The sequence below is a fragment of the Mesorhizobium loti genome (assembly GCF_003148495.1).
Lineage (GTDB): Bacteria > Pseudomonadota > Alphaproteobacteria > Rhizobiales > Rhizobiaceae > Mesorhizobium > Mesorhizobium loti.
Genome location: NZ_QGGH01000007.1, coordinates 71786 through 89764, shown reverse-complemented (window position 1 = coordinate 89764; position 17979 = coordinate 71786). Strand labels below are relative to the sequence as shown.

General features: G+C 63.3%; 11 protein-coding genes and 1 pseudogene. 4 read left to right on the top strand and 8 right to left on the bottom strand.

What is annotated here, in order from left to right; translation table 11 throughout:
• Positions 1–90: 90 nt before the first annotated feature.
• The 5 genes and pseudogenes from C8D77_RS23985 to C8D77_RS23960 form a co-directional block, all read right to left on the bottom strand.
• Positions 91–1470: an aspartate aminotransferase family protein gene (locus C8D77_RS23985; protein ID WP_109668658.1), complete on the bottom strand. Its 1380-nt coding sequence runs from the start codon at positions 1468–1470 to the stop codon at positions 91–93.
• 347 nt (positions 1471–1817) lie between these two features.
• A complete protein-coding gene (locus C8D77_RS23975) occupies positions 1818–3890 on the bottom strand; it encodes a prolyl oligopeptidase family serine peptidase (protein WP_109668655.1) in 2073 nt (690 codons plus the stop codon).
• Between the two features lie 70 nt (positions 3891–3960).
• Positions 3961–5131: pseudogene (locus tag C8D77_RS23970) on the bottom strand (MFS transporter).
• 128 nt (positions 5132–5259) lie between these two features.
• A complete protein-coding gene (locus tag C8D77_RS23965) occupies positions 5260–6435 on the bottom strand; it encodes an MFS transporter (protein WP_109668935.1) in 1176 nt (391 codons plus the stop codon).
• 182 nt (positions 6436–6617) lie between these two features.
• The gene (locus C8D77_RS23960; protein WP_109668653.1) at positions 6618–8525 is read right to left on the bottom strand and encodes a phospholipase D-like domain-containing protein; all 1908 of its coding nucleotides are present in this window, start codon (positions 8523–8525) and stop codon (positions 6618–6620) included.
• Positions 8526–8785: 260 nt separating this feature from the next.
• On the opposite strand from C8D77_RS23960, the gene C8D77_RS23955 reads away from it, so the two are divergent.
• The 3 genes from C8D77_RS23955 (at position 8786) to C8D77_RS23945 (ending at position 14463) form a co-directional block, all read left to right on the top strand.
• Positions 8786–10363, top strand: coding sequence for a trimethylamine methyltransferase family protein (locus tag C8D77_RS23955; RefSeq protein ID WP_109668651.1), 1578 nt, complete (start codon positions 8786–8788; stop codon positions 10361–10363).
• A 171-nt stretch (positions 10364–10534) separates the two neighbouring features.
• The gene (locus C8D77_RS23950) at positions 10535–13105 is read left to right on the top strand and encodes a GcvT family protein (protein ID WP_109668648.1); all 2571 of its coding nucleotides are present in this window, start codon (positions 10535–10537) and stop codon (positions 13103–13105) included.
• A 2-nt stretch (positions 13106–13107) separates the two neighbouring features.
• Positions 13108–14463 carry a M24 family metallopeptidase gene (locus C8D77_RS23945; protein ID WP_109668646.1) on the top strand — a complete coding sequence of 452 codons (1356 nt, stop codon included), beginning with the start codon at positions 13108–13110 and terminating at the stop codon, positions 14461–14463.
• Here the strand turns inward: C8D77_RS23945 and C8D77_RS23940 are convergent.
• Complete coding sequence (locus tag C8D77_RS23940) at positions 14428–15255, bottom strand: phosphate/phosphite/phosphonate ABC transporter substrate-binding protein (protein WP_109668644.1); 828 nt, start codon at positions 15253–15255, stop codon at positions 14428–14430. The two genes, C8D77_RS23945 and C8D77_RS23940, sit on opposite strands and share 36 nt — an antisense overlap.
• A gap of 92 nt (positions 15256–15347) precedes the next feature.
• Positions 15348–16358 carry a fatty acid desaturase gene (locus tag C8D77_RS23935; RefSeq protein WP_164757599.1) on the bottom strand — a complete coding sequence of 337 codons (1011 nt, stop codon included), beginning with the start codon at positions 16356–16358 and terminating at the stop codon, positions 15348–15350.
• Between the two features lie 229 nt (positions 16359–16587).
• Here C8D77_RS23935 and C8D77_RS23930 point away from each other — a divergent pair, with 229 nt between their 5' ends.
• Positions 16588–17445: a helix-turn-helix domain-containing protein gene (locus C8D77_RS23930; protein ID WP_013531192.1), complete on the top strand. Its 858-nt coding sequence runs from the start codon at positions 16588–16590 to the stop codon at positions 17443–17445.
• Positions 17446–17577: 132 nt separating this feature from the next.
• Here the strand turns inward: C8D77_RS23930 and C8D77_RS23925 are convergent, their stop codons facing one another.
• The gene (locus tag C8D77_RS23925) at positions 17578–17880 is read right to left on the bottom strand and encodes a hypothetical protein (RefSeq protein ID WP_109668642.1); all 303 of its coding nucleotides are present in this window, start codon (positions 17878–17880) and stop codon (positions 17578–17580) included.
• Positions 17881–17979: the final 99 nt, after the last annotated feature.

Sequence of the window (17979 nt, the reverse complement as noted above, 5' to 3'; positions counted from 1 at the left end):
CTGGGGATGGAATTCGTTCCCTCGTCGCTTCAGCATGTTCCCGAGGCCAGGCGTTCCCCTGCTGAGGAACGCCTGGTCCAGGGTCGAGCCCTACCGCTTGCGCAGGTCAACCTGCGCCAGATCCAGCGCCTTCGAGATGCGGTCGCAGGCCATGTCGATCGTATCACGGGTCCAGATCAGCGGCGGCGACAGGATCATCGTGTCGCCGGTGGCGCGCAGCATCATGCCGTTGGCGATCGCGTGGTCACGCACGGTCACCGCCGCGCTTCCAGCCGGCAGGAACCGCTCCTTGGTCGCCTTGTCCTTGACGATCTCGATCGCGCCCATCAGTCCGATCGAACGCACCTCGCCGACCAGATCATGCCCGGCAATGCGCTCCTGCAACGCCTTGGCGAAGTAAGGGCCGGTATCGTTCCGGACGCGATCGACCAGCCCTTCCCGCTCGATGATCTCGAGGTTCTTCAGCGCCACGGCGCAGGCCACCGGGTGCCCGGAATAGGTATAGCCGTGATTGAACTCGCCCCCCTTCTCGACCAGCGTCGAGGCGATGCGGTCGCCGACCAGCAATGCCGACAGCGGCTGGTAGCCCGACGTCAGCGCCTTGGCCGTGGTGATGGTGTCGGGCTCGATGCCGAGCGTCTGGGCGGCAAACCACTCGCCGGTGCGGCCATAGCCGGTGATGACCTCGTCCAGCATCAAGAGAACATCGTATTTACGGCAGATGCGCTGCACTTCCGGCCAGTAGCTGACCGGCGGTATCTTCACGCCGCCCGCTCCCATCACCGGCTCGCCGATGAAGGCGGCAACCTTGTCGGCGCCGGCTTCGAGGATGGCATCCTCAACGGCCTTGGCCGCGCGCAGGCCGAAATCATGATCGCTCTCGCCGGGCAGCGCCAGTTCATAGGCATAGGGCATCATGACATGGACGATGTTGGGTACCGCGCCGCCGAGCTGCTTGTGCATGCCATCCATGCCGCCGAGCGACGTGCCGGCAACGGTCGAGCCGTGATAGGCCATCTTGCGCGAGATGATGCGGTTCTTCTCCGGCTTGCCCTCCAGCGCCCAGTAGTGGCGCACGAGACGCAGCGCCGTGTCGTTGGCTTCCGAACCGGACGAGCCGTAGAACACCTGGTTGACGTGCTTCGGCGCGATCTCCGCCAGCTTCTTGGACAGCAGCACCGGCGTCGGCGTCGAGCATTTGAAGAAGGAGTTGTAGTAAGGGAGCTCCTTCATCTGGGCATAGGCAGCCTCGGCCAGCTCGTCACGGCCATAGCCGATGTTGACGCACCACAGCCCGGCCATGCCGTCGAGGATTTCAGCCCCTTCGGAATCGTAGATGAACGGCCCGTTGGCGTGAGTGATGATGCGCGAGCCGGCCTCGCGCAGTTCCTTGTGGTCGGTGAACGGGTGGAGATGATGCGCGGCGTCGATCTGCTGAAGCTGCTTCAGCGAATAATTCTGATAGGTCATGGATCTGATCTTTCCTCTGGATTCAATCCGGCTTCGCCGGGGCGAATGCGTCAGAGGCAGACAGGTGGCGAGTAACCGATGCGGGCGCACAGCCGCAAAAGCTCCGCGCGCAGGGTGCGCGGTGACGGAGTCACCGCGACCCGCAATGCGCGAGCCTCAAATGCGCCAACCAACATCCTGACGAGAACCATGGCCGGCACCTTAAGCAATTCCAGGAAAAGTGTGAAACGGTTTTCCCGGGAAAAGCGCGTAGCGCTTTCCCTCAGGGAATTGCGTCAAAACAAGAGAGCGAGCAAAGGGCGGTCGAGGTGAACCACCCTTTGCGTCGGCGACACTCGGCCTGCCGGTTATGCCACCCCGCCCAGCGCCCTTTGCAGGAACACATATTTCATCGCCGTCTGCGCCGCCTGCGGCCGGCGGTCGCCACGCCCGCCATGCCCGCCTTCTGTCTCCTCGAAGAACAGCGTCTTGGCATGGCCGGCTTCCTGCAAGCGGGCGGCCATCTTGCGCGCATGGCCGGGATGGACCCGGTCGTCCGCGGTCGAGGTCGTCAACAGCACCGGCGGATAGGCGGCACCGGCGTCGACATGCTGATAGGGCGAGTAGGCTGAAAGCCACTTCGCGTCTTCCAGTTTTGACGGATCGCCATATTCGGCCATCCACGAGGCGCCAGGCGGCAATTCGGTGTAGCGCAGCATGTCGAGCAGCGGCACTTCGATGATGACGGCGCCGAACAGCTCGGGATGCTGCGTTAGCGAGACACCGGTCAGCAGGCCGCCATTCGAACCACCCTGGATGCCGAGTGAGCTTGCTGTCGCGATGCCGCGTTTGACGACGTCCTGCGCAACCGCGGCGAAGTCGTCGAATCCGTTCTGGCGATTGCCCTTGAGCGCCGCTTGATGCCACGCCGGACCGAACTCGCCGCCACCGCGAATGCAGGCCTGCACATAGGCATTGCCCTTTTCCAGCCACAGCCTGCCGCGCACGCCGGCATAGCCCGGCAGCAGCGGCACTTCGAAGCCGCCATAGCCGTAGAGCAGCGTCGGCACCGGGCCCTTCTGGTCGCGCCGCCGGACGACGAAGTACGGGATCATCGTGCCGTCCTTCGAGCGCGCCTCGAACTGCTCCGAGATCAGCGGCGAGGCATCGAAACGCGCCGGCTGCGACTTCACGGTGGCGAGCGTCTCGCCATTGTCATCAGACCAGATGATCGAGCTCGGCGTCAGGAAATCGCTGAAGGAGAAGGAGACGGTCGAGCCGAAATGCTCGGCATGGCTGATACCGACATTGCCGTTCTCGGGCAGCGCGACTGGTTTCAGCGACCATCTGCCATCCCTTCGCTCGCACACGACGACCTTGCCGCGCACATTGTCCATCAGGTTGATGAATAGCCGGTCCTGCGTACGGGCAATGCCGGCGATGGAAACGCGATATGCCGGCTCGAACAAGGTTTCCACAGGTCCGAGCGCGCCGGTCTCGACCCAGTGCGCCAGATCCAGCGAATAGAGGCCGTCAGGCTTGCAAACCGTGCCATCGGGCGCCGTCCATGGACTGCGCACGCCGAAGACGAGCTGGTCCCTGAATATTGCCGTATCGGTCATGTCGTCCGGCAGCGGCAGCTGTTTGTTTTCACCGGAAGGCAGCCGCAGGAAGATGTGCGAAGCGAAGAAATTCAGCGTCCGGGCCAGGATCAGATAGCGTCTGTCGCCGTCGTACTCGACGGCGGCACCAACGGCGAGATCCTCTTTCTGCGCCTCGAAGATCGGTGTCGCGTTTTCAAGCTTTGTGCCGCGCTTCCAGAGCTTGATCACACGCGGATAACCGGAATCGGTCTTGTCGGACTCTTCGAACGCGGCGGAAACAATCACGGTGTCCTTGTCCAGCCAGCTGAAGCCCGACTTCGACGCCGGCGCGTGAAACCCATCTTCTACGAACGATTCAGTTTCGATGTCGAATTCGCGCATCTCGCTGGCGTCGCCGCCATCCGGCGACATCGAGACCAGGCAGCGGTTGAAGTCCGGATAGAGTCGGCTTGCGCCGCCAAAAACCCATTTGGTCCCCTCCTTCGCCGCAAGCTGGTCGAAGTCGATGATCGTTTCCCAGTCGGGCTTCTCGGTCTTGTAGGAAGCGACCGTCGTGCGGCGCCAGAGGCCGAGCACATTGGTCTTGTCCTGCCAGAAATTGTAGACATGGCCGGCAATGGCGGCGCCGACTGCGATGTTGTCCTCCGCCGTCATCAGGTCGAGCGCGGTCTGGAACGACGCCTGATAGGACGGATCGCCCTGCAGCTCGCCAACCGTGACCTCGTTCTGGCGATGCACCCAGTCGAGCGACTGCTTGGCTGTCCTGTCCTCCAGCCAGAGAAACGGATCGTCGGTCGAAGGAGCGGAATTGGGCGTCTTGGTGGCGGGCTTGGTCATGAGGTCTCCGATAAACGTGTCGCTTTTGGCACTGCCAACATCGATATGCCGTGTCCGGTATTCAATATGTTCAGCGCACGATTAAGGCTTTCCGCCGACCAACCAGGCTTGCGATGGCCAGCGCCAGGCACATCAGGCCAAGCGTGATCGGCAGACCTCTCGCACCCAAGATGTCCATGGCGGTGCCCGCCAGCGGCGGCACGGCGATGCCGCCGACGCCCCACATCAGCGAGAAGGCGGCATTGCCGGCGACCAGTGTCGAGCCGGTGAAGCGCTCGCCGAGCTCGATGATCGACATCGTGTAGATGCCGTAGGAAACCGCGCCCCAGACAAAGATCATCGGCCAGATCAGTGATGACTCGATGAGAAGCGGCAGGAGCAGGCAGCCGAGCACCGTGATCGCGACGCAGGCAAGCCGCACCAGGCGCGCAGAAAGCCTTTCGGCCAGCAGGCCGAGCGGCACCTGCATGGCGATGTTGCCGGCGATCATCACCGACAGCAGCGCCGACATGCGGGTCTCAGTGATGCCGTGATGAGTGCCATAGACCGGCAGCAAGGCCAGCGCGCCCTGCTCGAAGCCGGCGGCCACAACGACGGCAAACAACAGCAGCCAGGCCAGCGGCACGAAGCCCAGAACGGAAACCTGATGCCCGGCTTCGTCGACCTTCGGCAGCCGCGGCAGCACCGAGGCCAGGCAGATGCCGCACAGCACGAAGGCAAAAATGCCGACGAGGAAGGGCGGCCAGCCTTGCGTGCCGACGGCAAGCAAGCACAACGGCCCAGCCGCGAAACCGGCCGAGATGACCGTCGAATAGACACCCATGACGCGGCCGCGTCGCGCCGGCGGCGCCAGCGCGATCACCCAGATCTCGCTCAGCACATAGAGCGGATTGGTCACCACGCCGATCAGGAAGCGCAGCGGAAACCATAGGTAGACATTCTGCGTCCAGCCAATCAGCGCCAGCACGATTGCTGACAGAGCAGCACAAATGAGCGCGGTGCGCCCTGCCCCGAACCGGCGCGCCAGCGCCGGGATCAGCGGCGACGACAGGATGAAGCCGACCGGCGTCATCGCCGCCGACAGGCCAATCATCGCCGGAGAAACGCCCTGGCGCTGCAGGATGAAGCTCAATAGCGGATAGGACAGCCCCTGCGCGATGGCGAACACCGAGACGGTCGCGATCACCGGTAATCGCGGCCCATTGCATCGTCTCGTCGTCGTTCGATTCCGCCAGAGTCATTGTGCGCACCATTATCGGGCTGCAGGATTAGCGATTGAGTTGGATGGTGGTAAGCCCCCGGCGGCCGAAAACCGCTTGCTCCAGACGATGCTTGTCAGGAGGCTGGGCTTGTCAGGAGGTTGGGCCTGTCAGGAAGCTCGGCGCACCGATGAGCGATACAGCGCGAACAACACCAGCACCGCGTCGAGGCCGGCGATCACGACCGGCAGGCCGAGCGGGCCGATGCCTTGCATGAGCAGGCCGGCACCGGGTGGGCCGACGATGCCGCCGGCACCCCACATCAGCGCAAAGGCCGCGTTGCCGGCGACCAGCACCGAGCCCTTGAACCGGCTGCCGAGTTCGACCAGCGCCATGGTGTAGACGCCGTAGCCGACAGCGCCCATCACCAGCAGCACCACCCAGATCAGCGGCGTCATGATCAACAACGGCAGCAGGGCTGCGCAGGTGGCGGTCGCCAGAGCACAGACGATGATCATGGCGCGGCCGCCAAAACGCTCCGCCAGAAGGCCGAGCGGAATCTGCAGCAGGATGTTGCCCAGCGAAAGCGCCATCACCAGCGAGGCCAGCACGGCTTCCGCCAGACCGTAACTGGCGCCGAAGACCGGGACCAGCGCATAGGTGCTCTGCTGGACCGCCGCCGAAACCAGAACAGCAAGCAGCAGCGCGGGCGCCACCTTGGCGAAGCCGACAAGGCCGCTGGCAGGCTGACCGTCATCCTCGAAACCGGTGAGCTTTGACGAGACGGCGTGCAGGATCACCGCACAGAGCGTGAAGCCGGCGACACCGACCAGGAAGGGCGCCCAGCCCGACGTGCCTAGCAGGGTCAGCGCGAATGGCCCGGCCGCGTAACCGGCGCCCATCAGCGTGTTGAAGACACCCATCACCCTGCCGCGACGCGACGGCGGCGCCAGCGACAGCGCCCACACCTCGCCCAGGATGTAGAGCGGGTTGATGACCACGCCGATGATGAAGCGGATGACGAACCAGGCCACCCAGTCCTGCAGATAACCGATGCCCAGGAAGCAGAGCGCGCCGGTCAGCGAGCAGCCGACCGCCAGGTTGCGTGCGCCGACCAGCCGCACCGCCGCCGGCACGAAGGAAGCCGACAGGATCAGGCCGAGCGGCATCATCGCCGCCGACAGGCCGATTAGTGCCGGCGACATGCCTTGTTTCTGCATCAGCAGTGTGAACAGCGGCGAGCTCAGCCCTTGCGCCGCGCCGAACATGGCAAGTGCCGCTGTGACGCCGGCAAGCGCTGCCCACTGCGTTCCCGCTTCGCCTTCGCTCGAGCCGGTCGCGACCATGCTGATGCTGTCATCCATATGAAATGCTGGCCATCCGGCCTGCAAGCCCGACTAGCTACGGGTTCGACTTGGGGAAAGGAAGGGCCGGCCACCGAAATCCGCTTGCGCCAACGAGCCCGTCCGGTTGGCCGAAGCCGAATGGTTCCTGATTGAACGGCGGCAAGTGCCCGGCTCGGCCGACGCTACGGAAAATACCGGGCGATAGCGCCCTTCTTGCCGTCGGCGTAAGGCTTCAACCACTTGTCATCGGTGGCGATCCCGTCATCGTCGGAAGGTCCCTTGCCGATCGTCCGGCGCCAGGCGCGGAACTTGTAGTGATCGAACACGTCGAGCATGTGCACCGCGTAGGCGGCGGCGAAGGTCTTGTCGCCCTCGACGATCACCAGGTTCTCGTCATTTTCGTAGGACGCCTTATAGCCAAGGTTATGGCTGCCGGTGATGACGGTGGCGTTGTCTTCCATCGGATCGATGATGACGATCTTGTCGTGCACGATCGCATGGCCGACGGTCAGCACCTCCGCCTGGAAATCGCGGGCGATCGTCGCGCCGGTCAGGTTTGCCGCCCGCACGATCGAGACGTTCGGCGCCTCCCAGACTTTCTCCGGAAAAACGAATGGCGACTTGCCGTCCTTGTTCGACTTGTGGGTGACCGGATCCTTGGTCGGCGCGACATAGTTGGGCATGGCGGTCTCGTCGCTGATCGCGCCCTGCACGATCAGCTTCGGATCGGCCATCGCTGCCGCCACCGCCTGGTCGACGATCGAGTTGTCGCCCAGCAATGAAGGATTGAACACCAGGAACAGCACCGCGCGCTTCGCCGCCTTGATGCGGGCAAAGACGTCCTCGAGGTCGACCGGCCGCACCGAGATGTCCTTCTTGTTGCGGTCGGGGTCGTTGGGTGAAAACCATACCGTCATGCCGTCCAGCGCCGCCGTGGCGCCGTTCAGCGAATTTGGCCTGTGGTTTTCCCGGCGGAAGGGCACGCCTTGCGTCTGCGCGACATGACCGGCGGCGCTTTCCGAGGCCGGCGGCGGGAACACATCGGCCTTCATGCGCTGCCAATAGGCGTCGAAGATCTCGGCCATATCAGGGTCGTCGCGGATGAAGGCGTTGTTGGACTGTCCGCAGATGCCTGTCGACGTCCAGTTGGTGCTGCCGGTCATCACCGCTTGCGGCTTGCCCTGGGGATCGCGGTAGACGGCAAACTTGTTGTGGCCGATGTGGTTGTTGTTGAACAGGCGGTCCGTCACCACGACGCCCGCGTCGTGCAAGCGCTTCCTGTATGGCGCGTTACCGGCGTCCCAGGCCTTGGTCTGGTCGTCCCTGCCAGAATTGGAAAGGATAACCTCGACGATATCCTTCGCGGCGATGATAGCATCGCACAATTCGTCATCGCCAAGTTCATAGAGCGCAAGCCTGACGGTGCCACCCTCGGTCTTGGCCCGTTTCATGAGACTGGTCAGCACATCTGGCACATCGCCGTGCAGATAGGCGCGTATCTTGCTGGTCGGATCCTGCAGGATCGCAGCGATCTTCTCGCGCTGCCCGACCTTGATGCCGGCCTCCTGCAACGCGTGCGACATCCATTGCGTCGACAGCACGCCATTGGTGAAGGCGACACGCGCCTTGCCGAACATCTGTCCGAGGAAGATTGGCGGACTGACCGCGCCGTGGCCGAGATAGCCCAGCGGCCGTGCCGGCCCGGTATAGGCGGGTTTGCCATCGACGACCTGATCGGGCCGCACCGGTACGGGATCGAGGCCAGGCTTCATGTCGCCCACCGAACGCACCCGGTAGGCTATCATCTCGCCGTCTGGCCTGACGTCGATGCTGTCGCGGCGCCGCCGCACGGTCAGATCGCGCCAGAATGTCTTCTGCACCGGCCAGACGCCGGTGTCCTGGGGAATCCATCTCGGATTGCGCTGTCCCTTGAAAGGCACCCAGGAGGCCAGGCAGCGTTCTACCCCGGTGTCGGGATAGATGCGCACGATCTCGAAGCCAAGGCAGCCCGGGATCATCCCGTCTATATCCCAGGAAAGGAACGCGACCTCGTTGTTCGTCGCGGCGCGCACTTTGACGACGTCAGGCATGACTGTCCCTCCAAAGACGTTAGGCTCGCAAGTATATCAGAAGTAAAAGACGGAAGTGTAACGCACTCCACATAAGCGCATTCAGCCGACGGCTGCTCTCGGGTACTTCCGGGCGCATCGGCACGGCAGGGCGATGCCGTGGTCGCGCAGCTACCGTCCCGGCATGTCGCTTCCCTCGCCCTAGTGGTCGCCGCCTCCGCAATGGCTGGCCAGCCGCCGGTCCATTATGCCGCCCGCTATCGCATCGCACGAGGACCATCATGACCGCCGCCCTACAACCCTTGGAACCGGCACTGGCCACCGACCGCGCCCGTCGCGGCGGCCGCGCCGGAAAGCGCGCCGGCGGCTCGGCCGCGTTCGAGCAGCCGGCTTTTCGCCAGCTGAAGAACCCGCTGACCCCAACCAGGCTGGTTTCGGACGACGAGCTGGAATCGATCCATCTCGCTTCCTTGCGCGTGCTGCGGGAAATCGGCGTCGACGTGCTGCATGACGAAGCCCGGAGCATCATGAAGGCGCATGGCGCCGATGTGCGCGAGGGCAGCGAGCGGGTGCGCTTCGACAGCGACATGATCCTCGAACTGGTGTCGCACTGCCCGTCGGAATTCACCATCCATGCCCGCAACCCGGCACACAATGTGCGCTTCGGCGGCAACAATGTGATCATCTCGATGATGGCGTCGGCGCCCAATTGCTCCGACATCGATCGCGGCCGGCGGCCCGGCAACCAGCAGGACTACCGCAACTTCCTCAAGCTCGCGCAGATGCACAACATCCTGAACTGCACGGGCGGCTACCCGGTCGAGCCGACCGATATCCATCCGTCCGTCCGGCACCTCGAATGCATCCGCGATCTCAGCGTGCTTACCGACAAGGTGTTCCATATCTATTCGCTCGGCAAGGAGCGCAATGTCGACGGCATCGAGATCGCCAGGATCGCGCGCGGCATCAGCCACGAACAGATGCTCGAAGAACCGTCCGTCTTCACCATCATCAACACCAACTCGCCGCTCAAGCTCGATGTGCCGATGATGGAAGGCATCATCCAGATGTCGAGCAAGGGCCAGGTCGTCGTCGTGACGCCGTTTACTCTGTCGGGTGCCATGGCGCCGGTCACCATTGCCGGCGCGCTGGTGCAGCAGAACGCCGAGGCACTGTCCGGCATCGCCTTCGCCCAGATGGTGCGCAAGGGGGCGCCCGTCGGCTATGGCGGCTTCACGTCCAATGTCGACATGAAGTCCGGTTCACCGGCTTTCGGCACACCGGAATACATGAAGGCGCAGCTCGTCGGCGGCCAGCTTGCCCGCCGCTACAACATCCCCTACCGCACCTCCAACACCTGCGCCGCCAACACGGTCGACGCGCAGGCGGCCTACGAAAGCGTGTTCTCGCTGTGGGGCGCCATCCAGGGCGGCGGCAATCTGATGATGCACGCCGCCGGCTGGCTCGAAGGCGGCCTGCGCTGCTCCTACGAAAAGACCATTCTGGACATCGACCTGCTGCAGATGGTGGCCGAATTCCTGACCCCGCTCGACCTGTCCGACGAGGCGCTCGGCTTCGACGCCATCCAGTCGGTCGGACCGGGCGGCCATTTCTTCGGCACCCAGCACACGCAGGACCGCTACAAGACCGCCTTCTACTCGCCGATCCTCTCCGACTGGCGCAATTACGAGACCTGGGCGGAAGCTGGCTCGCCGACGGCGCTCGAAAAGGCCAACAAAGTCTGGAAGGAACGGCTTGCGTCCTACGAAGAGCCCCATATGGACCCGGCCATCCGCGAGGAACTCAACGCCTTCGTCGACAAGCGCCGGTCCGAGGGCGGCGCGCCGACCGATTTTTGATCGTCTGTGTTGTTGATGAACAGTCGACCCCCACTCCGTCGAGCTGCGCTCGACACCTCTCCCCCGATCGACGGGGGGAGAGGAAAGGTGCGAGCTTATGCAGGCTGGCGCCCTTCCTTTCCCTCCAGAGGGGCCACCCGATTCAATCTCTTCAAAAACGGACCTATCTAAATGAAATCTCACGTAAAAGCGGTTGTCATCGGCGGCGGCGTCGTCGGCTGCTCGGTTCTCTATCACCTGGCCAAGGCCGGCTGGACCGACATCATGCTGATCGAGCGCTCGGAACTCACCTCCGGCTCGTCCTGGCATGCGGCGGGCGGCTTCCACACGCTGAACGGCGATCCCAACGTCGCCAAGCTGCAGGCCTATACGGTGCAGCTCTACAAGGAGATCGAGGAAATATCAGGCCAGTCCTGCTCGCTGCATTTGACCGGCGGCGTGATGATGGCCGACACGCCCGAGCGCATGGACTTCCTGCGCCTTGCCCACGCCAAGGGCCGCTATCTCGGCATGGACACCGAGCTGATCACCCCGTCCGAAGCCAAGGCGATGTTCCCGCTGATGGACGAGACCAATTTCGTCGGCGCCATGTGGGATCCGGTCGAAGGCCATCTCGATCCGTCCGGCACCACCATCGCCTACTCCAAGGCGGCCAAGAAACTCGGCGCCGAGATCGTGCTGCGCAACCGCGTCGTTGAACTGACGCAAGAGGTCGACGGCACCTGGAACGTCGTCACCGAACAAGGCACGGTGAAGGCCGAGCATGTCGTCAATTGCGGCGGCCTGTGGGCGCGCGAGATCGGCCGCATGGTCGGCGTCGAATTGCCGGTGCTGGCCATGGAGCATATGTATCTCTTGACCGAGCCGATGCCCGAGGTCGAGGAGTTCAACAAGTCGACCGGGCGCGAAATGATCGGCGTACTCGACTTCAAGGGCGAGATCTACACCCGCCAGGAGCGCAACGGCATCCTGCTCGGCACCTATGAGAAGGCCTGCAAGCCGTGGTCGCCGGTCAACACGCCGTGGGATTTCGGCCATGAATTGCTCCCGCCCGACCTCGACCGCATCGCGCCGTCACTGGAAATCGGCTTCAAGCATTTCCCCGGCATCGAGAAGGCCGGCATCAAGCAGATCATCAACGGCCCCTTCACCTTCGCGCTCGACGGCAACCCGCTGGTCGGCCCGGTGCAGGGCCTGACCAATTTCTGGTGCGCCTGCGCCGTCATGGCCGGCTTCAGCCAGGGCGGCGGCGTTGGCCTCGCTTTGTCGAACTGGATGGTGCATGGCGACCCCGGCTTCGACGTCTGGGGCATGGATGTCACCCGCTTCGGCGAATGGGCAGGCCTGCGCTACACAAACGCCAAGGTGCGCGAAAACTATTCGCGCCGGTTCTCCATCCGCTTCCCCAATGAGGAACTGCCGGCCGCACGCCCGGCGCAGACGACGCCGCTCTACGACACGATGCTGGCCAACAATGCGGTCATGGGCGACAGCTGGGGACTTGAGACGCCGCTCTGGTTCGCGCCGAAGGGCAAGGAACCCAGGGATATCGTCTCCTTCCACCGCTCCAACGACTTCGGGCCGATCGGCGAGGAAGTGCGCGCCACGCGTGAGCGTGTCGGCGTCACCGAGATCGCCAACTTCGCCAAATACGAAGTGTCGGGACCTGCGGCCGAGGATTTCCTCAACCGGCTGATGACCAACCGCATGCCGAAGACCGGCCGCATCGTGCTGACGCCGATGCTCAACGAATTCGGCAAGCTGATCGGCGATTTCACCATCGCCAAGGCGGCCGAAGACCGCTTCATGATCTGGGGTTCGTCGGCGGCGCAGAAATACCACATGCGCTGGTTCGAAAAGCACCTGCCGAAGGACGGGTCGGTCCGCATCCACCGCTTTGACCAGACGCTGGTCGGCCTGTCGATCGCCGGGCCGAAGTCGCGCGACTTGCTTCAGAAGCTGGTCGATGTCGACATCTCGACCAAAGCCTTCCGCTTCATGGATTTCCGCGAGATGGCTGTCGGCGGCGCGCCATGCCTGGTCAACCGCATCACCTACACCGGCGACCTGGGCTACGAAATCTGGATGGCGCCAGCCTACCAGCGCCTCGTCTATCAGGCGATCAAGGACGCTGGCGAGGAGTTCGGTCTCGTCGATTTCGGCATGCGCGCTCTGCTCTCCATGCGTCTCGAAAAGAACTTTCCGACCTGGTTCCGCGAGCTGCGGCCGATCTACGGACCGTTCGAAGGCGCGATGGATCGCTTCATCAAGCTGGAGAAAAACGACTTCATCGGCCGCGAGGCTGCCGCCAAGGAACAGGCCGAAGGACCAAAACTGCGCCGCGTTTCCTTCATCGTCGATGCCGCCGATGCCGATGTCATGGGCGACGAGCCGATCTGGGCCAAGGTCAGCAAGGACTACGGCACGGTTGAAAAGCCGCACGGCTATGGCGCGCCGCGCTTCGACAAGAGCGGCAAGGAAATACGTGGCTCCAAGGCTGCCGAAGGCGCGTCCGCCGTGCGCGGCATCGTCGACGGCGACTGGCGCGTGGTTGGCTGGGTCACGTCGGGCGGCTATGCCCACTATGTGCAGAAGTCGATGGCGCAAGGCTATGTGCCGGCGGCTCTTGCCGAGGACGAAAGTGCCGGACTGTTCGAGATCGAGATCCTCGGACACCGCCGACCGGCCCGCATCAACGTCGAAGCGCCCTTCGACCCTAGCGGCGAGAAGATGCGGACCTGATCATGGACAGCGCGGGGCCAAAGGGCAGCTTTGGCCGGCATCGCAAGATCATGCCGTTCGAGCCGGACTCTATCGAAGCGCTGCGCGACGCCTCCCGCCAGAAGGCGGCTTCGCTCAACCAGCATGTGCTGGGCTACGGCGCGCAGGCTGAGGCTGAATGGGCAGCGGCAGGCATTGCCGCTCCCGATCTGCCTGCGATGCGCCAGTACCGGCTGGAACGCATCCGCGCTGAGCTGAAGCGCCGCGGATACGCCGGCGCTCTGCTCTACGACCCCGTCAACATCCGCTACGCCACCGACAGCACCAACATGCAGCTCTGGGTGGCGCACAACCCGACGCGGCATTGTTTTGTTGCCACCGACGGGCCGGTGGTGCTGTTCGACTATTTTTCCTGCGAGCACCTGTCCGACCATTCCGGCGTCGTCGACGAAGTGCGGCCGGCGGTATCGTGGATGTATCTCTATGGCGGCGAACTGACCGAGCAGAAAGTCCGCCGCTGGGCCGCCGGAATCGTCGATCTGGTGAAAGAGCATGGTGGCGGCAACAGCCGGATCGCCATCGACCACATCAATCCGGAAGGCGTCGAGGAACTGGCTCGCCTCGGCATTTCCATCGGCAATGGCGAAGCGGTGATGGAGAACGCGCGGCTGATCAAGTCTCCGGACGAAATCCTGGCCATGCGCCGCGCCATCGTCGCTTGCGAAGCGGCGATGGGCGAGATGGAACAGGCGCTGAAGCCGGGCATTTCCGAGAACGAATTGTGGGCGGAACTTCATCGCGGGAACATCGCGCGCGGCGGCGAATGGATCGAGACGCGATTGCTCACGTCGGGGCCGCGCACCAATCCGTGGTTCCAGGAATGCTCGTCACGCAAGATCGAGGCTGGCGATCTTGTAGCCTTCGACACCGACCTGATCGGTCCCTACGGCTTCTGCGCCGACCTGTCGCGCACATGGCTGTGCGGCGATACAACGCCGACCAACGAACAGCGCGACCTGTTTCGCATCGCCGCCGATCAGATCGAACACAACACGGCTCTGATGCAGCCGGGCATCAGGTTTCGCGACCTTGTCGAACGCTCGGCGGTACCGCCCGGCGATTGCTTCCCGACCCGTTACGGCGTGCTTTATCACGGCGTTGGGCTGGCCGATGAATATCCGACGCTGCCGCATGCCAGCGACTGGACATCAGACACGCCGGACGGCGTGCTGGAACCAGGCATGGTGCTGTGCGTGGAAAGCTATATCGGCCGGCTTGGCGGGCGCGAGGGCGTCAAGATCGAGGAGCAGATCCTGATCACCGCGGCCGGCAACGAGCAGCTCTCAACCTACCCGCTTGACGAGCGGCTGCTCGGCTAGTCCGGCAATGGCCTCACGCAGCGCCTTGACCGTCTTTTCCGGCGTCGTTGCGGCGGTGATGTAAGGCAGGCCTTTGCGCCGTCCCGTCCAGCCGACGACCGCCACCTTTTTCGCCGCCGGCTCGAAGCGTTGCGCCAGTATCCAGCTCTCGCAGTCGATCGCCGCAACATCGGCCCTGCCTTCGGCAATGGCGACGATCGAAGCGCGATGGCCGCCGCTTTCGCTCCGCGAGGCAAAGATGTCCAGACTTTCGCCCATCACATCCAGGTCGCGTGTCAGTCCGAGAAACCCCGACATCGAATCGAGGCTGTTGAAGGTGAAGCGCTTGCCACGCATCAGATCGAGCGGGAGCAAGGGGCTGCCGTTCGCCGGCGATAGAACTTCCGGCCCCTCGCCTGTCCGCATCACCAGCGCGCTGGAATAGAGTTCGCCTTGCCCGCCTTCGTAGGCGTCGTAGCTGGGCTGGCCGATCACCTGCACATGCCTGGACAGGCCAAGCTCCATCGGCCCCCAGCAGGTCTGCGCGAACAACAGCGCCGGGTGCAGCCAAAGCTTGTGATAGTCGAGTTCATCCGGCGGCAGGGTCGCCGGATCGGGCGCGATCAATGTACCGGCAGCATCGCGAATACCGCCCGGCACCGACGGCAGGTCACCATTGCTGCGCACCAGGGTTTGCGGCGCGTCGATACCTTTTTGCCGGAAGGCATCGCGCAATCGTGCCCATTGCGCGTCGACCTCGCCGCGCACTTCGGGCCAGTCATACATCGGCAACGCCGCAACCAATTCACTCATGCCGACACTCAATCATCATGTCTGGAAAAAGGATCGCAGAAACGCGGCGTCCAATCAGAATTGGCCGACACGGATCCCCGGATAGGCCGGAATTATTCCTTTGGCGGCTCGGCGGGAACCGGCGCACTGCCCAGCCCGCTGATGCTGCGCGCCCTGATGCGCGGCTTGAAGGCCCTGCCCGGCTCAGGCGCACGTCGCAGCACCGGGTGCACGATCGGCTCTTTCGCCTTGAAGGCATAGGCTTTTATCAGCGCGAAATAGTTCGGATAGGCATAGCCATTGTTCATCCGCAGCCATTCCTCACGGCGGTCACGAAACAGCTTGGGCAGCTTGTACCAGGCCACGGTCGGGGTCTTGTGGTGGACGAAGTGCAGATTGTTGTTGAGGAACAGGAACGACAGCGGCGAGCGCTCGACGATCACCGTGCGGCCTTCCGGATGTTCCGACCATTGATGCTCGGCGAACGTACGGATCGAGATCAGCGACTGGCCGAGCCAGACCGGGACCAGAATGTAAAGCCACAGCGGGATGCCGAAGCCGAACTGGACGATCGGCAGCACGACAGCCAGGCCGATCGCATGCAGCAGCCAGGCCTTGCGGATCGCCTTGTCGCCCGCAATCATCTGCTTGGCGTCGTCGATGAAGAAGCCGACGCAGGACAGCCAGGGGCCGAGCACGAAACGGCCGGCCATGGTGTTGTTGATCTTGAGCAGGAATTTCATCGTCGGCGGCAGCTCGTCATGCTGCCAGAGTGCTTGATAATAGCTCTCGGGATCGTCCAGTGGATCGGTCAGCCGCTCGTCGGCGTGATGGCGCAGATGAATGGTCTTGAAGCGGCGGAATGGCCAGACCAGACCGATCGGCAGAAACACAAAGGCTTCGTTGACCCGCGCGTTGCGCGTCGGATGACCGTGCAGCACTTCGTGCATGATCGAAGATTGCAGTGCGGCGGTGAAAGCCAGGACGGCGAGCGCCAGGACGGGGTAGGATGGCCAGAGCAGGAAACCGGTGGCGAGCCATGTTGCGTAACAGAAGAAGGCGAGTACCACGGTCGGCCACTCGATGGCCGGTACGCTGTGTCGCCTGATGCTCTTGCTCGTCATGCTATCGACCACTGTCCCTCAGTCGCCGGAACCCCAATTGGTTCCTGACAGCATTGTGTCAGGAGAAATGATTCCACTCAACGAGACAAAGTGCACAAACTGTTGCGATTGCGCATTTTTAACCGCACATGTTATACATTGTAAACAGACTTAGGGATTCATTTACGCCTGAGATGCGCTTGGAAGCGGTTCGGCGCAAATTTTTCCTCAATCGGCTTGGAGCACGGACATGGACAAGCGCGACCTGTCGACGATCTTCCGCGAACGCCTGAAAATGCTCTTGACACGCTCCGACCTCAACCAGTCGGCCTTCGCGACCGCGGTTGGCATCGACCGCTCGGCGCTGTCGCAGCTGCTGTCGGGCGCCTCGACCCGCCTGCCCCGCGCCGAAACGCTGCTCAACATCGCCGCCGAGTTCAAGGTGTCACTGGACTGGCTTCTCGGCCTCAGCCAGGACGAGGGCCTCACGGGCGAAATCCGCGAGAGCCTGGAGATCGAGGAAGCGCCCGACGGTTTCGACCGCACGCTGCTGGCCAAATGGCATGCCGAGGCGGCCGGCACCAAGATCCGCTACGTTCCAGCCGGCATTCCCGATCTTCTGCGCACCGAAGCGCTGGTCGACTACGAGGCGGGCATCGCCAACAAGAGCCGCCTCGCCCAGGCCGGAGAAACCCAATACCGCATCGACTATAACAGGCGGCCGGAAACCGACATGGAAGTCTGCATGCCGCGCCACACGCTGGAGATCTTTGCCCGCGGCCTGGGTGTCTGGGATCGTTTCCCGGAAGCCGACCGGCGCGCCCAGTTGCTGCATATGGCGACGCTGCTCGACGACCTCTACCCGACCTTCCGGCTATTTCTCTATGATGGGCGGATGCGCTATTCGATCCCCTACACCATCTTCGGCCCCTATCGTGCCGCCATCTATGTCGGCGACATGTATCTGGTGCTCAACGCCACCCAGCCGATCCAGACACTGATCCAGCACTTCGACAATCTGATCCGCGCCGCCGACATCAATGCGCACGAGGCGTCCGGCTTCGCGCACAGACTGGCCGGCATGTCGTTCCCAACAGGGACTGTCTGAGCTTCCAATCATGGTCCTCTGGCAAAGCCTAAGATTTAGGCAGGACCCGATAAAAAACGACGGCGACCGCTCCGAAGGGCGGCCGCTATTTTTGTTCGTCATTGTTCCGGAGAGGATACCAAGGGTCGCAGCTCAGCGCCGGCTGAGCAGCAGGCTGGCAACAAGCCCGAGCACCACAAGGCCGACCGCGGCGGCCGCCGCCGGATGGTCGCGGGCCGACTTCTCGATCACCCTGCCCTGTTTGCGGATTGCCGGCATGGCATCGCGCAGACGCCCGGCAAGATCGGAATAGGTGTCGAGCGCGGCATCGCGACCGTCCTCGTAATAGGCGCCGCCGCGCCTCGCCACAGCCCTCCTCAAGCTGGCCAATTCCTTGGTGAGAGCCGCGACCTGCTTGTCGAGGTCGATGTCCGAGAGGGTCGAAAATGATGCCATGATGTGTTTCCTTCACTTGCAGAAGGAAACGAAACGCCTCACCGGAAGACGGGTTCCGGTTTTCGAGATATCGATGTCGCTTCGGGCTGCTCTATCTCT